Source organism: Hylemonella sp. P2_B10, assembly GCF_056404875.1.
In genome coordinates this window covers 247,365-274,251 of the sequence record NZ_JBFUDE010000003.1, presented here as the reverse complement: position 1 = coordinate 274,251, position 26,887 = coordinate 247,365, and the positions used below count along the sequence as shown (strand labels likewise).

27 protein-coding genes are annotated in these 26,887 nt (G+C 67.3%); 13 read left to right on the top strand and 14 right to left on the bottom strand.

Annotated features, from left to right (window positions below):
* Positions 1-2 precede the first annotated feature (2 nt).
* Positions 3-419: a hypothetical protein gene (locus tag AC1DX2_RS13775; protein ID WP_477196930.1), complete on the top strand. Its 417-nt coding sequence runs from the start codon at positions 3-5 to the stop codon at positions 417-419.
* Between the two features lie 221 nt (positions 420-640).
* A complete protein-coding gene (gorA, locus tag AC1DX2_RS13770) occupies positions 641-2,056 on the top strand; it encodes a glutathione-disulfide reductase (protein WP_477196929.1) in 1,416 nt (471 codons plus the stop codon).
* Positions 2,057-2,071: 15 nt separating this feature from the next.
* Here gorA and AC1DX2_RS13765 read toward each other — a convergent pair whose 3' ends face one another.
* Entirely contained in the window at positions 2,072-2,491 is a 420-nt protein-coding gene (locus tag AC1DX2_RS13765) for a zinc-ribbon domain containing protein (RefSeq protein ID WP_477196928.1), read from the bottom strand.
* 76 nt (positions 2,492-2,567) lie between these two features.
* On the opposite strand from AC1DX2_RS13765, the gene AC1DX2_RS13760 reads away from it, so the two are divergent.
* From AC1DX2_RS13760 to AC1DX2_RS13750, 3 genes are read left to right on the top strand one after another with little or no spacing between them, the layout of a single operon-like run.
* On the top strand, positions 2,568-2,996 hold the full coding sequence (locus tag AC1DX2_RS13760) for a nuclear transport factor 2 family protein (protein ID WP_477196927.1): 429 nt from the start codon (positions 2,568-2,570) through the stop codon (positions 2,994-2,996).
* A gap of 26 nt (positions 2,997-3,022) precedes the next feature.
* Complete coding sequence (locus AC1DX2_RS13755) at positions 3,023-4,216, top strand: toxin-antitoxin system YwqK family antitoxin (protein ID WP_477196926.1); 1,194 nt, start codon at positions 3,023-3,025, stop codon at positions 4,214-4,216.
* Positions 4,217-4,234: 18 nt separating this feature from the next.
* Positions 4,235-5,392, top strand: a complete 1,158-nt coding sequence (locus AC1DX2_RS13750; RefSeq protein ID WP_477196925.1) for a M14 family metallopeptidase — start codon at positions 4,235-4,237, stop codon at positions 5,390-5,392.
* A 4-nt stretch (positions 5,393-5,396) separates the two neighbouring features.
* Here the strand turns inward: AC1DX2_RS13750 and AC1DX2_RS13745 are convergent, their stop codons facing one another.
* Positions 5,397-6,326 carry a LysR family transcriptional regulator gene (locus tag AC1DX2_RS13745; protein WP_477196924.1) on the bottom strand — a complete coding sequence of 310 codons (930 nt, stop codon included), beginning with the start codon at positions 6,324-6,326 and terminating at the stop codon, positions 5,397-5,399.
* Between the two features lie 106 nt (positions 6,327-6,432).
* Between AC1DX2_RS13745 and AC1DX2_RS13740 the strand changes: the two genes are divergently transcribed.
* Entirely contained in the window at positions 6,433-7,206 is a 774-nt protein-coding gene (locus tag AC1DX2_RS13740) for an SDR family NAD(P)-dependent oxidoreductase (protein WP_477196923.1), read from the top strand.
* On the opposite strand, the gene AC1DX2_RS13735 is transcribed toward AC1DX2_RS13740, so the two are convergent.
* Both AC1DX2_RS13735 and AC1DX2_RS13730 read right to left on the bottom strand, forming a co-directional pair.
* Complete coding sequence (locus tag AC1DX2_RS13735; protein WP_477196922.1) at positions 7,090-7,860, bottom strand: S41 family peptidase; 771 nt, start codon at positions 7,858-7,860, stop codon at positions 7,090-7,092. The genes AC1DX2_RS13740 and AC1DX2_RS13735 overlap by 117 nt on opposite strands.
* 178 nt (positions 7,861-8,038) lie before the next feature.
* Positions 8,039-8,620 (bottom strand): S41 family peptidase, encoded by a 582-nt coding sequence (locus AC1DX2_RS13730; RefSeq protein WP_477196921.1) that lies wholly within the window; start codon positions 8,618-8,620, stop codon positions 8,039-8,041.
* 297 nt (positions 8,621-8,917) lie between these two features.
* On the opposite strand from AC1DX2_RS13730, the gene AC1DX2_RS13725 reads away from it, so the two are divergent.
* Entirely contained in the window at positions 8,918-10,324 is a 1,407-nt protein-coding gene (locus tag AC1DX2_RS13725; protein ID WP_477196920.1) for an amidase, read from the top strand.
* A 55-nt stretch (positions 10,325-10,379) separates the two neighbouring features.
* A complete protein-coding gene (locus AC1DX2_RS13720) occupies positions 10,380-11,144 on the top strand; it encodes a type III pantothenate kinase (protein WP_477196919.1) in 765 nt (254 codons plus the stop codon).
* Between the two features lie 276 nt (positions 11,145-11,420).
* Here the strand turns inward: AC1DX2_RS13720 and AC1DX2_RS13715 are convergent, their stop codons facing one another.
* From AC1DX2_RS13715 to AC1DX2_RS13705, 3 genes are all read right to left on the bottom strand, one after another.
* Positions 11,421-12,518 carry a M14 family metallopeptidase gene (locus AC1DX2_RS13715; RefSeq protein ID WP_477196918.1) on the bottom strand — a complete coding sequence of 366 codons (1,098 nt, stop codon included), beginning with the start codon at positions 12,516-12,518 and terminating at the stop codon, positions 11,421-11,423.
* 16 nt (positions 12,519-12,534) lie between these two features.
* The gene (locus AC1DX2_RS13710; protein WP_477196917.1) at positions 12,535-13,737 is read right to left on the bottom strand and encodes a M20 aminoacylase family protein; all 1,203 of its coding nucleotides are present in this window, start codon (positions 13,735-13,737) and stop codon (positions 12,535-12,537) included.
* A 150-nt stretch (positions 13,738-13,887) separates the two neighbouring features.
* Complete coding sequence (locus tag AC1DX2_RS13705) at positions 13,888-15,018, bottom strand: ABC transporter substrate-binding protein (RefSeq protein ID WP_477197682.1); 1,131 nt, start codon at positions 15,016-15,018, stop codon at positions 13,888-13,890.
* A 132-nt stretch (positions 15,019-15,150) separates the two neighbouring features.
* Between AC1DX2_RS13705 and AC1DX2_RS13700 the strand changes: the two genes are divergently transcribed.
* The gene (locus AC1DX2_RS13700) at positions 15,151-17,208 is read left to right on the top strand and encodes a molybdopterin-containing oxidoreductase family protein (protein WP_477196916.1); all 2,058 of its coding nucleotides are present in this window, start codon (positions 15,151-15,153) and stop codon (positions 17,206-17,208) included.
* On the opposite strand, the gene AC1DX2_RS13695 is transcribed toward AC1DX2_RS13700, so the two are convergent.
* From AC1DX2_RS13695 to AC1DX2_RS13685, 3 genes are all read right to left on the bottom strand, one after another.
* Positions 17,195-18,574, bottom strand: a complete 1,380-nt coding sequence (locus AC1DX2_RS13695; protein ID WP_477196915.1) for a hypothetical protein — start codon at positions 18,572-18,574, stop codon at positions 17,195-17,197. The two genes, AC1DX2_RS13700 and AC1DX2_RS13695, sit on opposite strands and share 14 nt — an antisense overlap.
* Entirely contained in the window at positions 18,571-19,212 is a 642-nt protein-coding gene (locus AC1DX2_RS13690) for a sigma-70 family RNA polymerase sigma factor (RefSeq protein ID WP_477196914.1), read from the bottom strand. The genes AC1DX2_RS13695 and AC1DX2_RS13690 overlap by 4 nt, the downstream gene beginning before the upstream one ends.
* A gap of 92 nt (positions 19,213-19,304) precedes the next feature.
* Positions 19,305-20,246 carry a LysR substrate-binding domain-containing protein gene (locus AC1DX2_RS13685; protein WP_477196913.1) on the bottom strand — a complete coding sequence of 314 codons (942 nt, stop codon included), beginning with the start codon at positions 20,244-20,246 and terminating at the stop codon, positions 19,305-19,307.
* A 119-nt stretch (positions 20,247-20,365) separates the two neighbouring features.
* Between AC1DX2_RS13685 and AC1DX2_RS13680 the strand changes: the two genes are divergently transcribed.
* Positions 20,366-21,016, top strand: a complete 651-nt coding sequence (locus AC1DX2_RS13680) for an FMN-dependent NADH-azoreductase (protein ID WP_477196912.1) — start codon at positions 20,366-20,368, stop codon at positions 21,014-21,016.
* Positions 21,017-21,106: 90 nt separating this feature from the next.
* Here the strand turns inward: AC1DX2_RS13680 and AC1DX2_RS13675 are convergent, their stop codons facing one another.
* Together AC1DX2_RS13675 and AC1DX2_RS13670 are read right to left on the bottom strand one after the other, a co-directional pair.
* Entirely contained in the window at positions 21,107-21,661 is a 555-nt protein-coding gene (locus AC1DX2_RS13675) for an NADPH-dependent FMN reductase (RefSeq protein WP_477196911.1), read from the bottom strand.
* A gap of 223 nt (positions 21,662-21,884) precedes the next feature.
* Positions 21,885-22,052: a hypothetical protein gene (locus tag AC1DX2_RS13670; RefSeq protein ID WP_477196910.1), complete on the bottom strand. Its 168-nt coding sequence runs from the start codon at positions 22,050-22,052 to the stop codon at positions 21,885-21,887.
* Between the two features lie 159 nt (positions 22,053-22,211).
* Between AC1DX2_RS13670 and AC1DX2_RS13665 the strand changes: the two genes are divergently transcribed.
* The gene (locus AC1DX2_RS13665) at positions 22,212-23,756 is read left to right on the top strand and encodes a methyl-accepting chemotaxis protein (protein ID WP_477196909.1); all 1,545 of its coding nucleotides are present in this window, start codon (positions 22,212-22,214) and stop codon (positions 23,754-23,756) included.
* A gap of 17 nt (positions 23,757-23,773) precedes the next feature.
* Here AC1DX2_RS13665 and AC1DX2_RS13660 read toward each other — a convergent pair whose 3' ends face one another.
* Positions 23,774-24,013, bottom strand: coding sequence for a hypothetical protein (locus AC1DX2_RS13660; RefSeq protein ID WP_477196908.1), 240 nt, complete (start codon positions 24,011-24,013; stop codon positions 23,774-23,776).
* The gene (locus AC1DX2_RS13655; RefSeq protein WP_477196907.1) at positions 24,000-24,353 is read right to left on the bottom strand and encodes a hypothetical protein; all 354 of its coding nucleotides are present in this window, start codon (positions 24,351-24,353) and stop codon (positions 24,000-24,002) included. The genes AC1DX2_RS13660 and AC1DX2_RS13655 overlap by 14 nt, the downstream gene beginning before the upstream one ends.
* Before the next feature lie 113 nt (positions 24,354-24,466).
* Between AC1DX2_RS13655 and AC1DX2_RS13650 the strand changes: the two genes are divergently transcribed.
* A complete protein-coding gene (locus AC1DX2_RS13650) occupies positions 24,467-26,203 on the top strand; it encodes an ExeA family protein (RefSeq protein WP_477196906.1) in 1,737 nt (578 codons plus the stop codon).
* Positions 26,187-26,822 carry a general secretion pathway protein GspB gene (locus tag AC1DX2_RS13645; RefSeq protein WP_477196905.1) on the top strand — a complete coding sequence of 212 codons (636 nt, stop codon included), beginning with the start codon at positions 26,187-26,189 and terminating at the stop codon, positions 26,820-26,822. The genes AC1DX2_RS13650 and AC1DX2_RS13645 overlap by 17 nt, the downstream gene beginning before the upstream one ends.
* Positions 26,823-26,887 lie beyond the last annotated feature (65 nt).

Sequence of the window (26,887 nt, the reverse complement as noted above, 5' to 3'; positions counted from 1 at the left end):
ACATGAAAAAAGTAACCCTCGCTATCAGCGTCGCCCTGGCTCAACTGCTGGCCGTCAGCGCCTACGCCCAAGCCGCCGCCCCCGCTGCTTCCGATGCCAAGGCCGTGCGCAAGGCTGAAGGCACTGCCGCCGCCAAGGCTCCGGTTGCTGAAGGCGAAGCCGCCGGCGCCAAGCAAGCCCCCAAGGCCACCGCCACCGCCGCCGAAAAGGCTGACGGCAAGGCCAAGCGCAAGGCTGAAGGCGCTGCTGCCGCCAAGGCCCCCACGGCTGAAGGCGACGCCGCCGGTGCCAAGCAAGCCCCCAAGGCCACCGCCACCGCCACCGAAAAGGCAGACGGCAAGGCCACCCGCAAGGCTGAAGGTTCTTCTGCCGCCAAGACCCCCGCCGTCGCTGGCGAAGCTGGCGCCACCAAGAAGTAAGCAACCGCTTCTTCAAAGCCTGCCCGTCGCAACATCGGCGGGCGCCCCACAAGGGCGGATGAGCAATCATCCGCCCTTTTGTTTTGCCTGCCCGGTTTTCTGCTGCAAGTGGCTTCCCCAGCGCCTTTCCCCTTGGTCGCGGCGTAATACCCGTTGCCGCCTTGCAGCCCCGCGCCGTAACGGGCATGCTGAGCCCCTTTGCGAACTGAAGGACGGCAACCATGCCCGAATTGGACTTTGACCTGCTGGTCGTCGGCGGCGGCAGCGGCGGCGTGCGCGCCGCCCGCATGGCGGCGCAGCGCGGCGCGCGCGTGGGCCTGATCGAGGCCGGCGCCCTGGGCGGCACCTGCGTCAACGTGGGCTGCATCCCGAAAAAGCTGTACAGCTTTGCCGCCCACTATGCCGAGGCCTTCCACGAGGCGCCCGGCTTCGGCTGGATGCTGCCCGAAGCACCGCGCTTTGACTGGGCGGTGCTGAAGGCCAACCGCAAGCAGGAAATCGACCGCCTGAACGCCATCTACCTGCAGCTGCTGCTAGGCGCCGGCGTCACCGTGCTGCGCGGCTGGGGCCGGCTGGCGGGCGAACAGGCCGGCGCCCAAACCGTCAGCTTGCAGCCGCCAGATGGCGCCGCACAACAAACCCTCAGCGCCCGCCACATCCTGCTGGCCACCGGCGGCCACGCCATGGTGCCCCACATTCCTGGCCATGAGCTGGCAGCCATCTCGGACGACATGTTCGACCTGCCCCAGTTCCCCCAACGCCTGCTGGTGGTGGGCGGCGGCTACATTGCCAGCGAATTTGCCTCCATCTTCAACGGCCTGGGCGCGCAGGTGACGCAGCTGTACCGCGGCAAGCAGATCCTGCGCGGCTTTGACGACGACGTGCGCGGCTTCCTGGCCGCCGAGATGGGCAAGGCCGGTGTGCGCCTGCGGCTGAATGCCGATGTGAAGGCGCTGCGCGCCGTGCCTGGCGGCATAGAAGCCACGCTGGAAGACGGCAGCACGCTGGAAGCCGACACCGTGCTGTACGCCACCGGCCGCGCCCCCAACGTCAGCGGTCTGGGCCTGGACGCCGCTGGCGTGGCCACGGGCGACAACGGCGCGGTGCAGGTCGACGCGCATTACCAGACATCGGTGCCCGGCATCCACGCGCTGGGCGATGTCACCGCCCGCGTGCAACTGACGCCGGTGGCACTGGGCGAAGGAATGGCGCTGGTGGACCACCTGTTCGGCCCGCCCACGGGCAAGGCGGCGCGGCAAATGAGCTACCAGTACATCCCCACCGCCGTCTTCACCCACCCCAACGTGGGCACCGTGGGGCTGACCGAACACGACGCGCGGCGCGAGCTGGGCGCCATCCGCGTCTACCGCAGCGAATTCAAGGCGCTGAAACACACCTTGAGCGGCAGCATCGAGCGCACGCTGATGAAGCTGGTGGTGGACGACGCCACCGACCGCGTGGTGGGCCTGCACATGGTGGGCGCCGACGCCGGCGAAATCGTGCAGGGCTTTGCCGTGGCCATGAAGGCGGGGGCAACCAAGGCGATATTCGACAGCACGATCGGCATCCACCCGACAGCGGCGGAAGAGTTTGTGACCATGCGGGATGCGGTGACGGTGGCGCCTGCGCAGGTGTGAGGCCACTCGCCGGCGCTAAGCCGGCCGCTTGCCCTTGGCCGCCAAGCCGGACAGGTGCACCTCCCGCGCCGCCGCCCGCCTTGCCTGCTCACGCCTGCGGCACGGGCGGCACAGCACGGCAATGGTCCACACATCGCCCTTCGCGCTCTCGTACCACCATTTTTGCTGCGTTTCGGTCCATACCTGGGCCACGCCGCAGCACTTGCAATTGAACGGCATGTCCACGTAGTAGCCGCGCTGGATAAACTCTGGCGCGCCGTAGCTGCCCGTGGGCCGCAAGTTGGCGGGGTTGACCAGCACATGCCGCTTGGCCAACTCGCGTTGCGCGCGCGCCTTGTCCTTCTCGCGCTGCTGGGTCAGTTCGGCCTCTTTCGCGCCGCGCTTGAGGCGGCGGCGCTCCAATAGGGAAAGGCGGCTTTGGCGGGGTTGCTTCATGGGACTGCCGTGCGCAGGGATGCCGCATTCTGAACCTACACTTGGCAAAACACCACCCCAATAACAAGGAGCCTCCATGACCAGCCCCGCCATGCCCACCCCCATCACGCACTGGCACCACATCGTGCAATCCAAGGACGAGCAAGCCCTGGCCGAATTGCTGGCCGATGACGTGGTGTTCGAATCCCCCGTGGTGCACACGCCGCAGCGCGGCAAGGCAGTGACGCTGGTCTACCTGCGGGCAGCACTGCAGGTGCTGAACAACGACAGCTTCACCTACCCGCGCGAGTGGTACAACGACCACTCGGCGGTGCTGGAGTTCCAAAGCACGGTGGACGGCGTGCTGATCAACGGCGTCGACATGATCGAATGGAATGCCGAGGGCAAGATCAATCAGTTCAAGGTGATGGTGCGGCCGCTGAAGGCGGTGAACAAGCTGCATGAGCAGATGTTTGCCAAGCTGAAGGAGCTGGCGCCGGAGTGGTTCGCCAACAAGGCCCAGTGAGCACGGGCATGCACCACGGCGCACTCATGATCGCCCGCCTGGCGCTGGGCGCCACGCTGCTGGCGCTGGGCGGCAGCGCGGCATGGGCGGTGGAGGACTGCACGGTCAACGGCGAATCGGTCAACCCGGCCAATGGGTCCACCACGCGCGACAAGACCGGCATCATGCGCTGCAAGGACCGCGACAGCGGCGTGCTGGTGCGCGAGCAGGAGCTGCGCGCCGGCAAGTTCGAAGGCCTGGTGCGCTATTTCAAGGACGGCAAGCTCAACCGCGAGTTCAGCGTCAACGAAAAAGGCAACCGCGACGGCCGCGCGCGTGAGTTTGCGCCCGACGGCACAACCGTGGTGCTGGACGAGACCGCGCGCAACGGCAGCACCGTGGGCCTGGTGCGCGCCTGGTACCCGGACGGCTCGCCGCGCCGGGTGGCCTGGGTCGGAGAGGAGCAGCAGCCACGCGAACGCGCCTCGGTGCAGTACACACGCAAAGGCCAGATCAGCGAGCTGGCCTGCGGCCCGCGCCCGCTGCTGGCACCCTGGGTGGACGACACCACGCTGTGCGGCTTCAATGGCAAGGCCTCGACGGTGGAAACGTTCGCCGAAAACGGCACGCTGCGCGCCGCCAACACCTGGTTGAACGGCGCCGCCACCAAGTCTGTCAGCTTCCACAACAACGGCAAGCCGGCCTCGGTGGACGAGGTGCAGGGCGAACAGCGGCTGCAGCAGCAATTCAGCGCTGACGGCGTGAAGCTGAAAGAGGTGCTGTGGCGGCTGAAAACTGAGGCGCAGCCGTCCATCAAGTTGCGCGAACGCGATTTCGCCGACGGCAGTGGCACGCTGGTGCGCGAGCAGGTGTTCGCGCTGGTCGACGTCAACAACCAGCAGCAAAACCGCCTGGCGAAAGACACCCGCTTCTACCTCAATGGCCAGAAGAAAAGCGAAGACGGCTATCAGCTGGAAAGCCGCACGGACGTGCACGACGCCAAGCGCTTCCACGACAACGGCCAGCTGGCCGCCCAAGGCCGCTACGTGGTGGAAGCCCGCTACCGCGAGCGCGCAGTAGGGGTACACCAGCAGTTTTCTGAGCAAGGCCGGCTGGTGGCGGAAAATACCTACAACGACAAAGGCAACATCCAGCGCGAGCGCGCCTGGGACGCCACCGGCCAGTTGCTGCGCGATGACGCGGTGTTCGAGGACGGCTCGCGCAAGGCCTTTGCGAAGTGACGCAATCCATTGAACGACATGACACAACCCCCACTGCACATCTCCACCAGTTTCGACGCCGGCGCCATCGAGGTGCTGAGCCTGGCTGACCCCGCCGACATCCGCCTGAACATCCGCCGCGACAACGCCAGCGAATTCGCCCAGTGGTTCCACTTCCGCCTGCAGGGCGCGGCCGGCGTGCCAGTCACGCTGCGCTTCATGAACGCCGGCCAGACCGCCTACCCCGACGGCTGGAAGGACTACCACGTGATGGCCAGCCATGATCGGCAACACTGGTTTCGCATCCCCAGCAGCTACGACGGCCAGGTGTTGACGGCGCAGGTGACGCCGGACACGCACAGCATCTACTTCGCCTATTTCGAGCCCTACTCGTATGAGCGCCACCTCGACTTGATAGGCTCGGCTGCCGCTTCGCCCCACACCGGCGTGCGGCACCTGGGCCTGACGCTGGACGGCCGCGACATGACGCTGCTGCACATCACCGACCGTGAAGGCGCAGCGGCGGACACGCCCAAGCGCACGGTCTGGCTGATCGCCCGCCAGCACCCCGGCGAGAGCATGGCCGAATGGTTCATCGAAGGCTTCCTGGAGCGCCTGCTGGACGAAGACGACCCGGTGGCCAAGGTGTTGCTGCGCCAGTGCGAATTTTTCGTTGTGCCGCACATGAACCCCGACGGCGCGGTGCGCGGCAACCTGCGCACCAATGCCGCCGGCGCCAACCTGAACCGCGAGTGGCAGAGCCCGACCATGGAGCGCTCGCCCGAGGTGTTCCTGGTGCGGCAAGCCATGCAGGCCACCGGCGTGGACATGATGCTGGACGTGCACGGCGACGAGGCCCTGCCCTACAACTTCGTCGCCGGTGCCGAAGGCAATGTGGGCTTCAACGAACGGCTGGACGGTTTGCAAAACGCCTTCAAGGCCGCCTGGCTGTCCACCTGCCCGGACTTTCAAGCCCGGCACGGCTATGGCCGCGCGGCGCCCAACAGCGCCAACCCCACGCTGGCCACCAACTGGGTCAGCCAGCAGTTCGACTGCCTGGCCAACACGATAGAGATGCCGTTCAAGGACAACGCCGACCTGCCCGACGCTGTGGTGGGCTGGAACGGCGAACGCTCCAGAAAGCTGGGCGCCAGCGTGCTGCAACCCATCCTGTCGGTGGTAGGCAAGCTGCGCTGAAAGCCTAAGGGCCGCTGGCAGCCGGCGCGTCCTGCCCCTGCAGGTAATCGCCGACGATGCCGGCCAGCCAGTCCATCACAAAACGCACGCGCTTGGACAGGTTGCGCCGGTTGGCGTAGAGCAGCGTCAACGGCATGGCGCGGGCCACATGCTGGGGCAGCACCGGCACCACACGGCCCACGGCCAGCGACTCCACCACGCCCAGCACCGGCACCTGGATGATGCCCAGCCCTGCCAGGCAGGCGGCGTGGTAGGCCTCGGCATTGTTCACCGTCACCGCGCCGGCCATGGGCAGGAAGCGGTCTTGCGCGCCGTCCATGTACTCAAAGCCCAGCGGCTTGGCGCCCAGCACACCAGCGAAATGCACCAGCCGGTGCGTGGCCAGGTCGTCCAGCGTGTGCGGCGTGCCGTGCTCTGCCAGGTAGGCCGGGCTGGCGCAGTTGAGCATGCGCAACTGCCCCAGCGGGCGCGCCACCAGGCTGGCGTCTTGCACGCTGCCGGTGCGCAGCACGCAGTCAAAGCCTTCGCGCACCAGGTCCACCCGGCGCTCGGTGCTGCTCAGCTCCACTTCCAACAGCGGGTGCGCCTGCAGCAACGCGGGCAGGTGCGGCACCACCACATGGCGCGCCAGGCCGGTGGACATGTCCAGCCGCACCCGGCCGCGCAGTGCCTGGGGGCCTTGCTGGAACATGCCTTGCAGCTCTTCCATGTCGGCCAGCATGTCCTTGCAGCGCTCGTAGAACACCTGGCCGTCCTGCGTGGGCTGCACCTTGCGGGTGGTGCGGTGCAAGAGGCGCGTGCCCAGCTGCGTCTCCAGCTGTTGGACCGCGTTGGACACCGTGGCCTTGGGCAGATTCAGCGCATCGGCCGCCTGCGTGAAGCTGGCCAGCTCCAGCACCCGGGTGAACACCTGCATGCGGTCCAGTGGGTTCATTGTTCTTATTTTTAATAATAATTAAATCAAATTCTACATATTTATCTATTTCAAGGCCATCAATAGACTTCCTTCCATCGCACAACCAACCCTGAAGGAAGCCACCATGAGCACGAACACCACCACCAGCCCCATCGTCCTGATCACCGGCGGCAGCCGCGGCCTGGGGCGCAGCGCCGCCCTGCACAGCGCCCGCCGCGGCATGGATGTCATCCTGACCTACCGCAGCCAGCAGGCCGAGGCCGACGCCGTCGTCGCCGAGATTGAACAGCTGGGCCAGCGCGCCGTCGCCCTGCAGCTGAACGTGGCCGACAGCCGCGGCTTTGCCGACTTCGCCGCCCAGGTGAAGCAGGCCCTGCAAGGCAGCTGGCAGCGTGAGCGCTTCAACTTCCTGATCAACAACGCCGGCACCGGCATGCACGCCTCACTGATGGAGACCACCGAAGCGCAGTTCGACGACATGGTGAACATCCACCTGAAGGGTGTGTTCTTCCTGACGCAAAAGCTGCTGCCGCTGATGGCCGATGGCGGGCGCATCCTGAATGTGTCTTCCGGGCTGGCGCGTTTCGCGCTGCCGGGCTACGCCGCCTATGCCGCCATGAAGGGCGGCATCGAGGTGCTGAGCCGCTACATGGCCAAGGAACTGGGCGCGCGTGGCATCTCCGTCAACGTGGTGGCGCCGGGCGCCATCGAGACCGACTTCGGCGGTGGCCGCGTGCGCGACAACCCCGAGCTGAACCAGTTCGTCGCCAGCCAGACCGCGCTAGGCCGGGTGGGGCTCCCCGACGACATCGGCGGCGTGATGGCCGCGCTGCTGTCGCCCGACACCGGCTGGATCAACGCCCAGCGCATCGAAGCCTCGGGCGGCATGTTCCTGTAACGGCCTCACAACCGGCTTGGCTGGCGCGGCCAGCTGTGCTTGCAAGGCCTGGCAGGCCGCCAGCAGCACGCTGTCGCGGCCGGCGCGCGCCTCCTCAGCGCTGGCGCGCAGCAGGTGATGCGGCTGCACGCCGGGCCGGCCCTTGGCGCCGCTGATGCCGCCGGTGGGCTCGCCCCACAGCAGGCCACGGTGGGCGGCGGTCACGGTGACGGCAAAATCTTCGGCCGCGCCTTCGGTGGCGGCGCCCAGCAGCACCGCCAGCGGACGCGGGTAGGCCGGCGTCACCTTCCAGGGCTGACCGGCTGCGGCCGGTAGCCCGGCGGCGGCAAACGGCGTGCGGCGGCGCACCAACACGCTGGCCGGGCCCATCCAGCGCACGGTGCTGAAGGGTTTGTTCATCAGCCAGGCCAGGATCTGCCAGGCCTGGGCACTGCCAGCACCGCTGGCCTGGCGCAGGTCCACCACCAGCGCGGCGGTGGCGCTGATGCGCTCAAACGCGGCGGCAAAGCGCTGCGGCAGCCCCGGGTCTTCAAAACTGCGCAGCACCAGGTGGCCGATGTTGCCCGGCAGCAGCTCGAACGCCATGTCGGCGCGCACGGCCACGCCTGGCGCAAAAGCGCTGGCGGACTTCGGTGGCAGTTGACGGGCGTTCATAAAGTGTGTGACAGCGTATGACCTTGATGCATTGCCCCACAGCTTACGCAACAGCGCCGCAGGGCCGCCAGCGCGGTGCGACGAAATGCAGTGCAGCGGGCGCGAATCAACACCGGCCTTCGCCAAAGGAAAACGGCAATTTTATGAAGCGGCCCGCCTCAGCTCAATGGCCGATTTGTTAACCACCCATAACCCGAGCAGCCAACGCCGGCTGCAGGGCCTGCCAGGCAGCCAGCAGCAGCGGGTCGCGCCCGGCCTGCAGGTCACCGCTTGATGCCTGCACACGCTGGTGCGGCGGCACGCCCAGGCCATCGGCGCCGGTGGGCTCGCCCATCAGCAGGCCCCGGTGGGCGGCATCGAAACTGGCGGCGAAGTCTTCGCCGGCCGCCCCGGTCTGGCGCCCCAGCAACAGCACCACGGGGCCGGCAAATGGCCGGGCGGTGGTGCTGCTCCAGGTGCCGGCTGCCGCCGGCTGGGCCTGGCCCTGGCCGCCTAGCCGCAGCCAGCGCAAGGTGGCAAAGGGCTGGTCCATCAGGTAGGCCAGCACGCACCAGGCCTGGCTGCTGCGCTCGGGCCCGCAGCGGTTGCGGCGCAGGTCCAGCACCAGCGCGCTGGCGCGGTGCAGTTCGTCGCGCAACAGCATGGCAAAGCCCGGCGCTGCAAAGCGCTGCAGCACCACGTGGGCTACGCCGCCTGCCAGTTGGGTGAACACCAGCTCGGGTGGTAAGTTGTCACCTTCGGAAAAGAAGCTTCCACTCACTTCAGGATTCAGCGCTCTCAACACGGCGCGCTCCTGCGCGGCCGGGCAGCAGACCAGCGCGCGGTGGCCATTGGGCTTGTCAGCAAAGCTTGCATAGGACCGCCAGCTTAAAAAGCCACTGTGGTGGCCGCAATCCGCATGTGATGAAACGCGCATTTACGGGTATGGACGACGCCATGGGCAGCGCGGCGCAGCCACCACTCAATGACGCATTTGGGCCGTCCCTCGCCAAACCTGGCGGTCTCTGCTACCGTGCCGGGCAGCCCCCTCCATCCCAACATCAGGCCATTGCCCACCATGACCGCCTTGCCCACTGACCTTGCCGATTGCACCGCCACCCAATTGCTGCAGCTCTACCGCAGCCGCCAGGCCTCGCCGGTGGAGGCGGCCAGCGCGGTGTTCGCGCGCCTGGACAAGTACAACGACGTGCTGAATGCCTTTTGCTTCACCGCGCCGGAGCAGGCCGCCCAAGCTGCCGCGGCCAGCCGGGCTCGCTGGCAGCGGGGTGCGCCCTGCGGGCCGCTGGACGGCGTGCCGGTGTCCATCAAGGACCTGATCCTGACCAAGGACATGCCCACGCTGCGCGGCAGCCACAGCGTGGACGCCAACCAGCCCTGGGAGGTGGATGCACCGGCCACGGCACGGCTGCGCGAGGCCGGCGCCGTCATCTTCGGCAAGACCTGCACGCCCGAATTCGGCTGCAAGGGCGAGACCAACTCGCCCCGCACCGGCATCACCCGCAACCCCTGGAACCCAGCCAAGACCTCCGGTGGGTCGTCAGGCGGCACAGCTGCGGCGGTGGCCGCCGGCATGGGGCCGCTCTCGGTGGGCACGGATGGCGCCGGCTCGGTGCGCATCCCGGCGGCGTTTTGCGGCAACTTCGGCCTGAAGCCCAGCTTTGGCCGCGTGCCGGCCTACCCGCTGTCGCCCATGGGCACGGTGGCCCATCTGGGGCCGCACACGATGAGCGTGCAAGACGCGGCGCTGATGATGAACGTGTTGAAGCAACCCGACGCGCGCGACTGGACGTCGCTGCCCTATGACGACAGCGACTACACCGCCGGCCTGAACGACGGCATCGCCGGCCTGAAGATCGCGTATTCCCCCACGCTGGGCTATGCCCAGGTGCACCCCGAGGTGGCGGCGGCCGTGGAGACCGCTGTGCAACAACTGCAGGCGCTGGGCGCCCATGTGGAATTGGTGGACCCGGGCTTTGACGACCCGCTGGACATCACCACTGGCCTGTGGTTCTCCGGCATGTGGATGCTGTGGAACGGGCTGACCCCAGAGCAGCGCGCGCAGCCCGACCCCGACTTTGCGGCCCAGGCCCAGTTGGGCGAAAAGATCACCGCGCTGGAACTGCAACGCCTGGCCGTGCGGCGCGGCGCCCTGGGCTCGCACATGCGCCAGTTCATGCAGCAGTGGGACCTGCTGGTGACGCCTGCCGTGGCGGTGCCAGCCTTCGACGCCCGGCCGGCCGGCCAGGTGCCCATGGACCCGGCCGCCATGCTGGGCTGGACGCCGTTCAGCTACCCGTTCAACCTGACGCAGCAGCCGGCCTGCACCATCCCCTGCGGCCTGACGCGAGACGGCCTGCCGATCGGCCTGCAGTTCGTCGGCCCCATGTTCGGCGACGCGTTGGTGTTGCGCGCCGCGCGCGCCTATGAGGGCGTCCGGCCGATTCCCCGACCCCGACTCGGCTGAGGGAATTCAGCATAATGCCCTTGGCCCCCCGGCCGACGCTAACAACACACACCTCATGACCTTCCTGGCCCTGGACATTGGCAACACCCGGCTCAAATGGGCACAGTACGAGGCTGCCCGGCCGGGCGCCAAGCTGTTGGCCCAGGGCGCGGAGTTCCTGGAAAACATCGACAAGCTGGCCGAGGGTGCCTGGGCCCGGCTGGCTGCCCCCCAGAAGATGCTGGGCTGCGTGGTGGCCGGCGATGCGGTGAAACGCCGCGTGCAGGAGCAGATGGAGCTGTGGGACGTGCCGGCCCAATGGGTGGTGGCCAGCGAGGCCGAAGCCGGCCTGACCAACGGCTACGACCACCCCACGCGCCTGGGCGCCGACCGCTGGGTGGCGATGATTGGCGCCTACCACCACATGCTGGCGCAAGGCCCGGCGCGGCCCATGGTGGTGGTGATGGTGGGCACCGCAGTGACGGTGGAGGCGGTGGACGCCAGCGGCAAGTTCCTCGGCGGGCTGATCCTGCCCGGCCACGGCATCATGCTGCGCGCGCTGGAGTCCGGCACCGCTGGCCTGCACGTGCCCACCGGCGAGGTGCGCGAATTCCCCACCAACACCAGCGACGCGCTGACCAGCGGCGGCACCTATGCCATTGCCGGCGCGGTGGAGCGCATGATCCAGCACGTGCGCCGCCGCTGCGGCGCCGAGCCGGCCTGCCTGATGACTGGCGGCGCGGGCTGGAAGATGGCACCCAGCATGTCGGTGCCGTTTGAGCTGGTGGACAGCCTGATCTTTGACGGGCTGTTGCAGATTGGGAAAAGCCGATTTGGCTGAAGCACTGGCGGCGCGGCGTGGGAATTGCTGGTAGCCAACGCCACTGGTAGGCGTGGCCAGGTCAACGCCACTGGACTGATGGCTGCCGACGTCACTGGGGCGCGTGGCTACGCGGATGTCCCCCGGGCCTTCGGCCCTCCTCCTTGATTCCGCTCCGCCACACGCCCCAGCGACATCGGGTCAATTGGCACGCGCGACGCTTGAATGCCTGCACACCAGCCGTGTCGGCGTGATCCCCAAACCAAGCATCCGCTGCTGCACTGCGCAGCCGTCCTATCAAGCCGCCAGCCCGTCAGCGGCTTGGAACAACGCCTGCCTGGCCTGGCTGATGATCTGCCCGCGCCAGGCATCGGTGTCGGTGTAGAAGGCGTCGCGCATCTGCTGGTGGATGCTGGCGGCCAGGTCGGCGGGTGCTTCAGGATGCATGTGCAGCCAGTGGTCGGCGCGCAGCGCGGTGATCATGTCCATCAGCGGCAGCGTGCCGTATTCCAGCGCAATGCCGGTGTGCTGTGCCTGCGGGCATTCGTCATAGATGGAGCCCCACATCAGGCCGGTCAAAAAGGCTGAGCTGGATGAGCCGTCGTAGATGGAGGTGATGGCCTTGCCGTCCGGGCCGCCCCACCATTGGCGCGCGCGCTGCACGGCGGCGGCGTCATCGCGGCCGGCGTAGATGCGCTCGCCCACGCCGCTGGGCCCCAGGCCGGTGTGCAGGTCTATCCAGGCAATGTGTCTGGCCTGGCGACCATGCCGGCGCAGCACCTCGCGCAGCGTGGTGTTGCTCCAGGTCAGCGCCGTGCCGCCGTAGAACAGGCCATCGGCAAACTCGTGCTGGCCCTGCGTGGTGGCGGCTTGCAAGGCCGGCATGCCATGCTGGGCGGCGTAGGCGGCGGTGGCGGCCTGATTGGCGGCATCGGGCGGCCAGTGCGCGGGCAGCAGCAGCGGGTGCACGTCGCGGTAGGCGGCGTTGACGGGCAGCGGTTTTGAAAAATCCTGGAAATTGCGGTTCAGGTCCACGTTCTCGTGCGTGACGCGGCGCAGGTGCGAAAAGCCATGCGGGTTCAGCGCGTGGATGTACAGCACCGCCACGCCGTTGGCGCGCGCATGCGCCAGCCACTCGGCGTCGTGCAGCGCGAACACCTGCACGCCGCTGCCGCAAAAGCCTTCGACGCCGTGGCAGGCGCTACTGACGATCAGCAGGCGCTGCGCATCCGCGGCGCCATCGCGCGCCACGTCCATGGCCAGCACCTCGCCTTGCGCGCCGGGCAACGGATGGGGCATGGATTCCAGCGCCAGGCCTGCCGTGGCCGCTGCTTCAAGAAATTTGACGCGCGCCTGCGCGTAGTGGGCAGAGAAGGCCTCAGGTATTGCAAGCATGCGGCCTGGGGGTGGCTCAGGCCGCCGTCTTGCCTGGCGCCAGCCAGGTCTCGGCCAGCCGCACCCAGTAGGTGGCGCCCAGCGGGATCAAGTCGTCATTGAAGTCATAGCTGGGGTTGTGCAGCATGCAGGGGCCACCGCCGTGGCCCATCTCGCGGTGGGCGCCGTCGCCGTTGGCGATGAAGCAGTAGGCACCGGGCTTGGCCTGCAGCATGTAGGCGAAGTCTTCCGCGCCCATGGTGGGCTCCTGTGGCAGCACATTGGCTTCGCCCACGATGTCCATCATCACCCGGCGGGCAAACTCGGCCTCTTTCGGCGAGTTGATGGTGGGCGGGTAGTTGCGGTGGAAGCTGAACTCGCACGTGGCTTCGTTGGCGGCGCAGATGTGCTCGGCCATCTGCTGCATGCGCCGCTCGATCAGGTCCAGCACTTCGATGGTGAAGGTGCGCACGGTGCCCTGCAGCTGGCAGCTGTCGGGGATGACGTTGGTGGCCTCGCCAGCATGGATCATGGTGACCGAGATCACGCCCGCGTCCACCGGCTTCTTGTTGCGGCTGATGATGGTCTGGAAGGCCTGCACCATCTGTGCCGCCACCGTGACCGGGTCGACGCCGTTGTGCGGCATGGCGGCATGGCCGCCCTTGCCGCGAATCGTCACCTTGAATTCGTTGCTGGAGGCCATCACCGGCCCGGCGCTGACGGCGAACTTGCCCACCTCGGAGCCCGGCCAGTTGTGCATGCCGAACACGGCCTCGACCGGGAATTTGTCGAACAGGCCGTCGTTCATCATCTCGCGCGCGCCGCCGCCGCCCTCTTCGGCCGGCTGAAAGATCACGTACACCGTGCCGTCGAAATTGCGGTTCTTGGCGAAGTGCTGGGCCGCGGCCAGCAGCATGGCGGTGTGGCCGTCATGGCCGCAGGCGTGCATCTTGCCGGCGTGGGTGCTGGCGTGGGCAAAGGTGTTGAACTCCTGCATGGGCAGCGCGTCCATGTCGGCGCGCAGGCCGATTGCGCGGGGGGAGCTGCCGTTCTTGATGATGCCCACCACGCCGGTCTTGCCCATGCCCCGGTGGATGGGGATGCCCCACTCGGTCAGCTTGGCGGCCACCAGGTCGGCGGTGCGCACTTCCTGGAAGCACAATTCCGGGTGGGCGTGGATGTCGCGGCGCACAGCGGCAATGCCGGCCGCCTGCGTGACGATGCTGTCGATGACCTTCATGAAGTCTCCATGAGCTGGCTTTGGGGAAGCGGCCAGTCTAGCGCGTTATCGGGAAACCCATGATGGCGATGAAATCCCCGCCGGGCCGCCCCAGGGGGATTTGCGGCCCCCTCGGGGGCAGGGAGCACACGCAGTGAGCGACCGTGGGGGCTATGTCCTCACCTTGCCGTCGCCCGTCAGCATGGACAGCTCGACAAAGTGCGAAGCCACGTGGTTGGTGGGCGAAAACTTGACGGTGAAGCCGCCAAAGGACACATCGCTCATGGACTCCAGCCCCGTCACCAGGCCGTCACGCGTCACCTTGCCGCCGGCGCGGCGCAGGCCCTCGGTGAACACCTTGGCGGCGAGGTAGCCTTCCATGCTGGAGAAATTGGCGTGCGCGCCGCCGCCGGCCTTCTTCACGCTGTCGATGAACTCGCGGGCGATGGGCCTGGCGCGGTTGTAGGGCGAGGGCATCACCTGCGACACCACGACGCCGGTGGCGTCCTTGCCCAGTTCGTCGGCCAGCGCCTGCGTGCCGACGAAGGACACGTTGAAGAAGGTGCCGCCGTAGCCGGCCTTGCGCGCCGCGCGTATGAAGGCGGCGCAGGCCTTGTAGGCGCCGATCTGCACGATGGCGTCGGGCATGGCGGCGGCCAGCGTCTTGACGGCGGCATCCACCGCCACCGTGTTGCGCTCCACCGTGGCAGTGGCCACGGGCTTCAGGTTGCGCGACTGCAGCGCCAGCGTGACGCCATCCAGGCCGGCCTTGCCATAGGCGTCGTTCTGGTAGAACACGCCCACCTTCTTCAGGCTCAACTCGGTAAGCTGCTTGACGATCAACTCGGTCTCATCGTTGTACGAGCCGCGCAGGTGGAACACGGGCTTGCTGAACGGATTGCGCAGCCCCATGGCGCCGGTGAAGGGGAACAGGAACGGAATTGCCGCCTTGTTCACCAGCGGCAGCGCGGCCAGACTGGTGGGCGTGCCGATGTAGCCAAACAGCGCGAACACGTTGTCGTCGATCAGCTTGGTGGTGTTGGCGGCGCAGCGGTCGGGCTCGTAGCCGTCGTCGAGCTTGTTGATCTCGATCAACCGGCCATTGACACCGCCCTGCGCATTGATCTGGTCGAACCAGACCTTGGCGCCAGAATGAAACTGGATGCCCAGCTGGGCCGATGGGCCGGTGAAGGCCGCTGATTGGCCCAGCACAATGGCACCGCTGCCCTGGGCGCGCGCCAGATTGACAGGGGCGACCAAGGCGGCGCCGGCGGTAAGGGAAAATTGCCGTCTGGTGATCATCATGGCATTATTGCTATTTATGGCGGACAGGCAACGGTAACCTCCCGGTTCCCGTGATGCTTGTCGCATGCGCCCAACCGCCTGGCCTTTGCCACTACCCCCGATCCACCCCGCTCCTGTCATTTTTGCTTCATGGACAGCCTGCCCTTCACCACCACCATCCTGGGCGCCTGCCCGCACGATTGCCCCGACACCTGTTCCCTGGTCACCACCGTGGTGGATGGCGTGGCCACCAAGGTGCAGGGCAACCCGGCCCACCCGCACACCGACGGCGCGCTGTGCACCAAGGTGTCGCGCTACACCCAGCGCACCTACAGCCCAGACCGCTTGCTGCACCCGATGAAGCGCAGCGGGCCCAAGGGCTCGGGCCAGTTCGAGCGCGTCAGTTGGGAGGACGCGCTGGCGGACATAGCGCATCGTCTGGGCGCCATAGCCAGCCGCGACCCGCAGGCTGTTTTGCCGTACAGCTACGCCGGCACCATGGGGTTGGTGCAGGGCGAGGGCATGGCGGCGCGCTTTTTCAACCAAATGGGCGCCTCGCTGTTGGAGCGCACCATCTGCTCTTCCGCTGGCGGCACCGCCATGACCTACACACTGGGCGCCAAAGTGGGCATGCGGGTGGAGTTCTTTGCCGAGGCCAGGCTGATCATCATCTGGGGCAGCAATTCGATTGCCAGCAACCTGCACTTCTGGCGCCTGGCGCAAGAGGCCAAACGCAACGGCGCCAAGCTGGTGTGCATAGACCCGCGCAAGACCGAAACGGCCGACAAATGCCAGGAACACATCGCGCTGAAGCCCGGCACCGACGCCGCGCTGGCGCTGGGGCTGATGCACGAGCTGATTCGCCACGATTGGCTGGACCACGACTACATCGCCCAACACACGCTGGGCTGGGAGGCCTTGCGCGAGCGCGCTCTGCAATGGCCGCCCGAGCGTGTGGCCGAAGTGTGCGGCGTACCCGCCGAGCAGGTGCGTTCTCTGGCGCGCGACTACGGCGAATGTGCGCAGCGCGGCGAACCGGCCGCCATACGCATGAACTACGGCATGCAGCGCACGCGCGGCGGCGGCAACGCGGCGCGTGCCATTGCCTCACTACCGGCATTGACAGGCGCCTGGCGGCATCGGGGCGGCGGCGTGCTGCTGTCCAGCTCGGGCACCTTCCCGGTAGACAAGGAAGCGCTGCACATGCCCCAGCTGCTGGCCGGGCGCACGCCGCGCACCATCAACATGAGCACCATTGGCGACGACTTGTTGCGCCCAGCGTCGCCCGAGTTTGGCCCTCAGGTGGAAGCGCTGATCGTCTACAACAGCAACCCGGTGGCGGTGGCGCCCGAATCGGGCAAGGTGGTGGCTGGCTTCGCACGCGAGGACTTGTTCACGGTGGTGCTGGAGCATTTCCAGACCGACACCGCCGATTACGCCGACTACCTGCTGCCCGCCACCACCCAGCTGGAACACTGGGACGTGCACCTGAGCTACGGCCACACCGACGTGGTGCTGAACCGCCCGGCCATCGCCCCGCTGGGCGAAGCCAAGCCCAACACGCAGATCTTTCGCGAGCTGGCGCGCCACATGGGCTACACCGGTGCGGCGTTCGAGGAAGATGATGAGTCACTGTGCCGGCGCGCCTTTGGCAAGCTGGTGCCCTTCGACACCCTGCTGGCCCAGGGCTTCGCCACCCTGCCCACGCCCGAGGCTCCGTTTGCCGATGGCGGATTTCCCACGCCCTCGGGCAAGTGTGAGTTCTTCAGCGCACAGCTGGCCGCCACGGGCCAGGACGGCCTGCCCGATTACCTGCCCAACTACGAGCAAGCTGGCAGCGACGCCGACTACCCGCTGGCGATGATCTCACCGCCAGCGCGCAACTTCCTGAACTCCACCTTCGTCAACGTGCAAAGCCTGCGCGACATCGAAGGCGAGCCGCTGCTGGAAATGCACGCCAATGACGCCCAGGCACGCGGCATCCAGTCGGGTGGCATGGTGAAGGTGTTCAACCAGCGGGGCGAATACCGTTGCCGCGTGGAGGTGTCGGCGCGCGCGCGGCCCGGCGTGGTCAACGGCCTGGGCGTCTGGTGGCGCAAGCTGGGCCACGATGGCAAAAACGTCAACGAGCTGACCAGCCAGCGCCTGACCGACATGGGCAACGCGCCCACGTTTTACGACTGCGCGGTGCAGGTCAGCGCGCTGTAGGCGGCATCAGGCTGTCCAGCAGTGTGCGCAGGCGCGCCAGCTGGGTGCCATCCGGTGGCTGGACCACCTGCACGGCCTGCGGGCCGGCCGCCTCTTCGCCCTCGATCACCAGGCTGCCCTGCAACACCGTGCCGGCCAGCGTCAGCGTGGCCAGCGTCTGGCCGTCGCGTTGCAGCACCAACAGGTAGTCCGGCCCACCCGCCATTGCCAGCGGCGCGGCCTGGCCCTGGCGGCGCAGGGGCAGACGCGCCAGCACATCGGCCACGGCAGCGGCCTGACTGCGCGTGAAGCTGCGCCACTGGTCGCCGTGCCGCACGCGCAGCGTCTGCCAATCTGCCGGCAGCAGCAGCGGCGCCCCCTGCACTTTCGCCGCAGCCAGGCTGCCAAGTGCCCGCCCCGGCGCAGCGCCACCCGATGCCACGCTGCTGTCGCCAACGGCCTCCGCGGCCGGCGCACGCGCCTTGGCCATGCTGTTCCTCGTGGCGGACTCGCGCCTGGCTTCCAGCGGCGGCAGCGCTGCGGGCTCGGCAAGGCCGCCTGTCACCCCTTCGGGCCTGGGCGCCGCCATGGCCGGCGCAGCCGGCGCGGGCCGCATCACCGAGGCAGGTGCAGGTGCAGGTGCAGGTGCAGGTGCAGGCGCTGGCAGCGGTGGCGCGGCAAAGGGCTCGGGCGCGCGCTCGGCGGCGGCTTTCGGTGCCGGAGTGACTTCTTGCATGACGCGCGCCTCATCCGCGCGCGCGCTGGGTGGCGGTGGCAGCGCAGGCGGCGGCACGCGCGTGGCTTGCACAACACCTGAGGGTTGCTGCGGCGGTGGCGAAGCAGGCGCCGTTGTGGCCAGCGCGTCGGACTTCTTGTCCGCCAAGGCAACGGCTTTGCGCGCCGGCACTGCAACGGCTGAATCGGCCGCCTTGGCCGGCATGTCCTTCCCAGCTTGTTCCGCTGCTGCCATCGGGACCTGGCTCTTGGCAGTTTCCTCAGGCAGCACCCGGTCGACCAGCGGTGAGGTCTTTGGCGCAGCAGGGGTCACTTGTTTGGGTGCCGGCAGGCTGGAACTCACCTCCTGCGGCGCCTCGGTCTGCTCGTAGCGCAGCACCAGCGTGACGAAGCCGGCCAGCAACACGGTGGCCAATGCCGCATTCCAGGGCCGGGCCGTTGCGGGCGTACCACCGCCGCCCAGCAACCAGCGCCAGAAGGACGGCCGGGCTGGAGCGGGGCGGGGTTCTGGCAACTCCGCCTTCAACGCCGGCCGCAACTGTGAAGCGGCGTGCGCGTGAATGGCCGCGCGCACCGCATGCGGCGGCGCGCCAGCCTCGTCCGGCGCGTGCTCCAGCGCCTTTTTCAAGCGGGCGTCGCGCAGTTCAGTCATGTGGCGGCCCCGCCTTCGAGCACGCTGAGGTAGTGTCCCATGCAGCCGCGCAGCTTGGCCAGGCCATAGCGCAGGCGGCTTTTCACGGTCTCGAAGCCCAGGTTCAGCCGTTGGGCCAGCTCTTCCACGCTGGCGCCGTCTTCATGGTGCAGCAGGAAGGCGGCGCGTTGCGCGTCCGGCAACTGGTCCAGGCAGCGCAGCAACTGCTGGCCGGCGGCACGCCAGAAAGCCAGGTCTTCGCTGGAGGGATGGGCCATGTCCACCGCCGGGCACAGCCAATCCAGCGGGTCGCCGCTGTCCTCGCCGCCGTCTGCCGAGGTGGCCAGCGCGTCCAGGCTGACGTCGCGCCCCTTGACGCGCAGCCGGTCCATGGCGGCGTTGTGGGCAATGGTGTAGGCCCAGGTCTTGAAAGAAGCGCCCTGCGGCTGGAAGCTGGCGCGTGCATTGACCACGCGCAGCCAGGTGTCCTGAAACACCTCATCGCCGTGGCGGTCGGCCAGTTCGCTGCCCAAAAGGCGCCGCACAAAGCGCAAGAGCCCGACCTCGTGGCGGGCATACAGGGTCTCGAAGGCAGCGATGTCGCCAGCCGCGTAGGCCAGCATCAGCTGCTCATCCGAACGGGTGTCTTTGTCGGGCATGGGCGGATTCTCACACCGGCTTGTACGGCGCGCACACGCTTTCGGGGTTATTCCAGGGCTGTCCGGGCATTGGCATGCGGTTCACCGCCCTTTCACTGGCCGATCCGTGTCTGTTGGTGCAGGTGCGCGCGCGGCGCGCCCTCGCCGTCGGTGTATTCGGCCAGGAAGTCCAGGAAACGGCGCACCGCCGGCACCATGCCGCGGCGCGACGGAAACACGGCGTGGAAGATGCCAGGGCGGGGCTCCCACCCCGGCAGCACCAGCTCCAACCGCCCGTCTTTCAGCTCATCGCGGCACATGTAGTCCGGCAACACGCACATGCCGCTGCCGCACAGCGCAGCGAACTTCAGCGTCAGCATGTCGTCGGCCACATAACGCGGCTGGTGCACGAACGCATACTGTGCCCCCCCCGGCCCCACCAGGTGCCAGGTGGCCTTGCCGTCCTGCGCCGACATGCTCAGGATGTCCAGGCGGGTCAGGTCGTCCACGCCGGTGGGCCGGCCCTGGCGCTGCAGCTGTGCCGGGCTGGCCACCAGCAGCGTGTGGGTCAGGCCCAGGTTTTTCACCACCAGGCTGCCGCTGGCCTCCAGCGTGGGGCGCACGCGCAGCGCCACGTCCACGCCCTCTTCCACCAGGTCCACCACGCGGTTGCTGACGCGCATGTCCACCTTCACCTGCGGGTAACGGGCCAGGAACACCGACATGATGGGCCCCAGCGTGGAATGGGCCAGCGTGACCGGGCAGGCCACGCGGATGGTGCCGCGCGGCTCGGTCTGGGCCTGCTCCACCGACTCGCTGGCGGCCTCCGCGGCGTCGCGCATGGCCACGCAGTGGCGGTGGTAGACCTCGCCCACCTCGGTCAGCGACAACTTGCGCGTGGTGCGCTGCAACAGGCGTACGCCCAGCCGCGCTTCGAGCTCCGCCACGCGGCGCGACAGCTTGGATTTGGGCACCTCCAGGTGCCGCCCGGCGGCGGCAAAACCGCCCCGATCCACCACCTCGGCAAAGTACAGCATGTCGTTTAAATCCTGCATGGGCGCCTCCATTGTCCCGCCAGTAGAACAATCTATTGCATTTTTGCCAGCTTATCAATGATTAGCTTCGTCCGCACAATTATCCCCATCGGCTCATCAACTTCTTTCAAGGAAACATCATGAAACTCTTGCACATCGATTCCAGCGTCATGGGTGGCAACTCCGTTTCCCGCCAACTGACCCAAAACATCGTCGCCGAATGGCGCGTCAACCACCCCGGCACCGAGGTGGACTACCTGGACCTGGCCCAGGACGCCCCCAACCACCTGTCGGCCGACTCGCTGGGCTTCCGCGCCGCCGCAGGCGCGAACTTCACCGACGTGCAAAAGCATGAAAACGCTGTCTCTGAAGCGCTGGTCAGCCAGTTCCTGGCCGCCGACGTGGTCGTGGTAGGTGCACCGCTGTACAACTTTTCCATCCCCAGCCAGCTGAAGGCCTGGGTGGACCGCATCGCCCAGCCGGGCCGCACCTTCACCTACACCGACAAGGGCCCCAAGGGTCTGGCCGGCGGCAAGAAGGTGATCGTCGCCTCCACCCGCGGTGGCGTGTATTCCACCAGCGAAGGTGGCCGCAGCATGGAACACCAGGAGAGCTACCTGCAGACCGTATTTGGTTTCCTGGGCATCACCGACGTGCAGTTTGTGCGCGCCGAGGGCGTGGCGATGGGCGACACGGCAAAGGCCGAGGCGCTGAACAAGGCGGCGGCGGATACCCGCATCGTCGCCGGCACCGTGGCTGCCAACGACAGCGCCAAGGCCGTGGCGGCCTGAGGGGCTTGCTCACCCGGCGCCAGCCCAGCTGGCGCCAATCACCAAAAAGCCCGCAGATGCGGGCTTTTTGCTTTGGGGCGGTGGGCAGCCTCAGCCGCCGCTGTGCTTTTTGATGAAGGCCATGTAGGCATCCACCCAGCTTTGCACGAACTTGCGGCTGCCTTCGCTCACCCCGCCATCGGCGTCAAAAAAACCTTCCTTGACCTGGATGAAGGCCTCGGGCTGACCCAGGGTGGGCATGTCCAGGTAGGCCAGCACATTGCGCAGATGCTGCTGCGCCAGCGCTGTGCCGATGGCGCCGATCGAAGCGCCTATGACACCGGCCGGCTTGCCAGCCCAGCAGCTTTTGCCATAGGGACGCGAGCCATTGTCGAGCGCGTTTTTCAACACCCCGGGGATGGAGCGGTTGTATTCGGGCGTGACGAACAGCACGCCCTGCGCGGCCTGCACGGCGGCCTTCAGGCGCAGCACCGGCTCGGCCTGGTGGCCATCGTCGTCCTGGTTGTACGGTGGCAAGTCGCCAATGGTGACGTGCTCAAACGAAAAGTCGGCGCTCGCCAACTTGGCCAGCGCCAAGGCCAGCTTCAGGTTGTGCGAATCCTTGCGCAGACTGCCCACCACCACGGCGATCTTGTATTGGCTCATGAACAACTCCGGAAAAAGCAACACCCACGACCGGACGGCCTGGAAGCCCATTCTGTGAGCGCTTCGCTGGGGGAGTCTGTAGCCCTGCGCACACAGCAAGCCCGAAAGGCGGGGCCAGATGCGAGGGGTTTGCGGCGATGAAGCTGCCGCGCGCTGAAGGCATCAGCAGCCAGCCGCATTCAACGGCCGGCCACTGGAATTCGGGCCAAGCCCGAAAGGGCGATCAACCGCCCTTGCTGGGACGCTTGCCGGGGTTCTTCTTGCTGCGCGTGGCAACACCGCGCTCCAGGCTGCGCTTTTGGCCGCGCACGGTGCGCACCGTCTGGCCTGGCAGGGGGGTGGGGCGGGGGGTGGCTTTGCGTTCGGCTTCGGTTCTGGGTTCTTTGGCCATGAAGGGCTCCGGATAGATGGTTGGAAAACCCTCTATTAGACCCGATCCGCAAAGCCCTCGCCCAACCGCCTGCCGGCACCGGGGCGGCGCCTCGACCGGCGCGTCTATCATGGCAGTTCACGATCACGACCACGAAGCGTCAGCAAGAGGGCCCCACAGATGACATCCGGTATTCGCAATCTGCGCATAGGCAAACGCCTGGCCCTGGCCTTTGGCATCGTCCTGCTGATACTGGCCACCAGCGCCGCCGTCGGGGTATGGCGGCTCAAGCAGCTCTCCAGCACCGCCCATGCGTTGGGCACGGTGGACGCCGAGAAGCTGCGGCTGGCGTCGGTATGGCGCCAGACCATCGACCTGAACTGGGTGCGCACGCGCGCCGCCATCCTGGACCCCATGACTTCGCGCATGGCGGCCTGGCAGGCCGACATGGACAAGACCTCGGAAACCACCACCGCCTCGCGCAAGCGCCTGCTGGAACTGCTGCAGACGGACGAGGACAAGGCAATGGTGGCCGAGATAGACAAGGCGCGCGAGGCTTACCGCACGCCGCGCGCCAAGGTGCTGAAGGACAAGATGGCCGGCGAGGACGTGACCGAGGTGATGGAAAAACAGCTCAAGCCGCTGGCCCAGGCCTACAGCGATTCCATCCTGAAGCTGGAGCAAAAGCAGCAGGCCGCCATGGACGCGGCGCTGGCCGCCGCCGAGAAGAACTCGGCTGACGGGCAGATGATCTTGATTGGCGGCGGCATTGCCGCCGTGCTGCTCAGCAGCTACCTGGCCTTTGCGCTGTCAGCTTCCATCACCACGCCGCTGCAGCAGGCCAGCCAGAGCGCCAGGCGCATCGCGCAAGGCGACCTGAGCCACCCCTTGCGGGTGGAAGGCAGTGACGAAACCGCCGAACTGCTGCGTGCGCTCAGCGAGATGCAGGGCAGCTTGTCACAGGTGGTCTCCAAAGTGCGCACCGGCTCCGAATCCGTGGCCACCGCAAGCGCCGAAATCGCCCAGGGCAACCACGACCTGAGCGCCCGCACCGAAAGCCAGGCCAGTGCACTCGAAGAAACCGCCGCCTCCATGGAAGAGTTGAGTTCCACCGTGAAGCAAAACGCCGACTCCGCCCGCCAGGCCAACCAGCTGGCCATGAGCGCCTCCAGCGTGGCGGTGCAGGGTGGCGAGGTGGTGGGCCAGGTGGTGGAAACCATGAAGGGCATCAACGAGGCCAGCCGCAAGATCTCCGACATCATCAGCGTCATCGACGGCATCGCCTTCCAGACCAACATCCTGGCGCTGAACGCGGCCGTGGAAGCCGCCCGGGCCGGTGAACAGGGCCGGGGTTTTGCCGTGGTGGCCAGCGAGGTGCGCTCCCTGGCCGGGCGCAGCGCTGAAGCCGCCAAGGAAATCAAGAGCCTGATCAGCACCAGCGTGCAGCGGGTCGAGCAAGGCAGCAGCCTGGTGGATCAGGCCGGCAGCACCATGAGCGAGGTGGTGGCCAGCATACGTCGGGTGACCGACATCATGGGCGAGATCAGCGCGGCCAGCACAGAGCAGTCACAGGGCGTGGCGCAGGTGGGCGAGGCGGTGCAGCAGATGGACCAGGCCACGCAGCAGAACGCTGCGCTGGTGGAGGAGATGGCGGCTGCGGCCAGCAGCCTGAAGGGGCAGGCGCAGGAGCTGGTGGGCTCGGTCAGCGTGTTCCGGCTTGCGTAACGAAGGCTGGCAGCCGCTTATTTTTTGACAGCGGCGGCCTCGTCCAGCGCCTTGCAGGAGGGCGAGCACACCGCCTGGGACTTGCCCAGCACCTTGCGCGTGCCCATCAGCGAGCGCGCGCGGTGTTTGCCGCACAAGAAGCACGACATGGTGGCCGCGCCAAAAGATGCCGCGGCCTGGAAGGGAGAGCCTGACACTTTGGACTTGTAGCGCAGCCCGTCGGCCAGGACCGCTGTTTTTGCTTCAGATCTTGCCATCGAGGGATCCCTTCACTGGTTTGCCCATGGCCTGCGCGATCGCCGCCTTGGCCTGCCCTTCGGCAGTCAGCGCGGTGTCCAACACAGAGCGGCACAGGCCTGCATACTGGTAATTGATGTTCTCGTACAGCTCAGCGGCGGCTGGATAGGCGTCCAGTATATCAGCCAACTCGCTGTTGGAGGCCAGGGCCTGCATTTCGTTCACCAGACGCGCCACCACCGAGGCGTATTGCGCGGCGTCCACATCCACGCGGCTGTCGTCCAGCCGCTGCAACAGGGCCGCCAACACGCGCAGCACAGTCGTATCGATACGGACAATGGGGGTTTGGGTGGCGTTCATGGAGTCTATTTTGGGGCTGGCGATTCAAATGCAAGCGCCGACTCACTTTCTCAAACAGGAGTCTACACGCTCTGTGAAGCTGGCGCCGGCCGCCACCCAGGTATCCTTTAGGCATGTACGCCCAATTCTTCGGTCTGCAGCAGGACCCGTTCGCGATCGCCCCCGATCCGCGCTACCTGTTCCTCAGCGAGCGCCACCGCGAGGCGCTGGCGCACCTGCTGTATGGGCTGGAGGCGGGTGGCGGCTTTGTGCTGCTCAGCGGCGAAATCGGCACCGGCAAGACCACGGTGTGCCGGCATTTCCTGGAGCAGGTGCCGGCGAACTGCCAGGTGGCCTACATCTTCAACCCCAAGCTGACGGTGCTGGAACTGCTGCAAACCATTTGCGACGAGTTTGGGTTGAAGGTGGCCCCGCAAGGGTCAGGGCCGGCGACGGTGAAGGACTACATCGACCCGCTGAACGAATTCCTGCTGGCCTCGCATGCCCAGGGACGCAACAGCCTGCTGGTGATCGACGAGGCGCAAAACCTGGCCGTCGACGTGCTGGAGCAACTGCGCCTGCTGACCAACCTGGAAACCAGCCAGCGCAAACTGCTGCAGATCGTGCTGATCGGCCAGCCGGAACTGCGTGAGCTGCTGGCCCGGCCCGAGATGGAGCAACTGGCGCAGCGCATCGTGGCACGCTTCCACCTGGGGCCGCTGACCGAGGTTGAAAGCGTGCACTATATGGCGCACCGGTTGGCCGTGGCCGGCATGACCGGGCCGCTGCCGTTTGGCCGCGCGGCCACGCGGCGCATCCACCAGTTGACCCGGGGCGTGCCCCGGCGCATCAACCTGCTGTGCGACCGTGCGCTGCTGGGCGCCTATGCCCAGGGCCAGAGCGTGGTGGACCGCAAATTGGTGGACGCGGCGGCGCAAGAGGTTTTTCTGCCGCGCGCCGCGACCGGCGGCAGCGGTTGGCGGCGGCTGTCACCCATCGCCACGCTGGCCTGGGTGGGGCTGGGTGTCACCCTGCTCGTCGGTGTGCTGACGGCGGTCTGGCTGGGCACGCGGCAGCAACCTGCCCGGACCGAGGCCGCGAGCAACGCTGCAACCCAGAGCGGCATCGACAATTCGAAGCAACGAAGCGCAAAAAACGATAAATCCGAGCAATTGGCGGCAATTTCCACCCATTCAGGTGCAAGCGCGCCTGCAACGTCAGCAAGCCCAGGCCCAGCCCCCGTCGCGGCCAGCAACCTGGCGGCGCTGACCCTTCTGCGTGATGAAGACCAGGCCTGGCGCGAACTGGCGCCGCTGTGGGGCCTGCCACCCAGCGCTGAGCCGCCCTGCCAGGCCGCCGCACGGGCGCAGACGCCCTGCTTCAAGGGCAACACCAGCCTGGCGCTGATACGCCAGCTGGCCCGGCCCGGCATCGTGACCTTGTACGACGACAAGAAGCAACCGTTTTACGCACTGCTGACCGGCCTGGGTGACCACAGCGCCCGGCTGCAGGTGGACGGCAAACCCTATAGCCTGCCGCTGGCCACGTTGGCCAATTTGTGGCGTGGCGAATTCGCCACCTTCTGGCGCGCGCCGCCGGGTTTTGGCGGCAAAGGCTTGGGCGAGGCCGGCCCGGCGGTGGACTGGCTGGCCCAGCAACTGGCGCGCTTCAACGCCCAACCCCCGCCCACCGGGGCGCAGACGCTGGACGCCACATTGCGCGGCCGTATCCAGGCCTTCCAGCTGGCGCAGGGCCTGCAACCCGACGGCCGCCCTGGCCCCATGACACTGATGCAGCTGAACCGCACGGCCGGTGTGGCCGAACCACGCCTGCTGCGCACGGAGAACACCGACCATGTCGTACATCCTTGACGCGCTGCGCCGCGCCGATGCGCAGCGCACCCGTGACCTGCTGCCCGGCGCCGCCGCCAGCACCACGCGGGTGGTGTTTGCCGACACACAGCCCTACCGCCGGGGCCTGCCGTGGCCGGCCATCGCCATCGCGTGCGCACTGCTGCTGGCAGGCTTCGTGGCCTGGCACTTCTGGCCTGCGGCCACGCCAGCAAGCCCAAGCCCCGCCCTTCAGCCTGCGGCGCCGGCCGCCGCCACGCCGGTGGTGATGCAGCAGCCCGCCACACCGGCCATCGCCCAGCAGGCAGCAACAGCGCCGGTGGCAGCCGCTGCGCCGGCCCCCTCGCCGGCGGCGGCTTCCGCCTCAGCACCCGCGCGCGTGGAAGCAGCAGCCCCGCCGCGCGCAGATACCCGGGCAGTGACACTGGATGAGTTGCCAGCCACCCTGCGCGCCGAGTTGCCCAAGCTGGCCATCACTGGCTCGGCGTATTCCGACAACGCGGCGCACCGGCTGCTGATCATCAACGGCCAGGTGCTGCATGAAAAGGATGAGGTTGCTGCTGGCGTGGTGCTGGAGCAGATACAGCCTCGCGCCGCCGTGCTGCGCTACAAGGGGCAGCGGTTCCAGTTGTCTTACTGAGACCTTGCGGGACAGACCACTGCAAAGCGGTGCTCTGTCCTTAACACTTTGTCGGATGTTGGCTG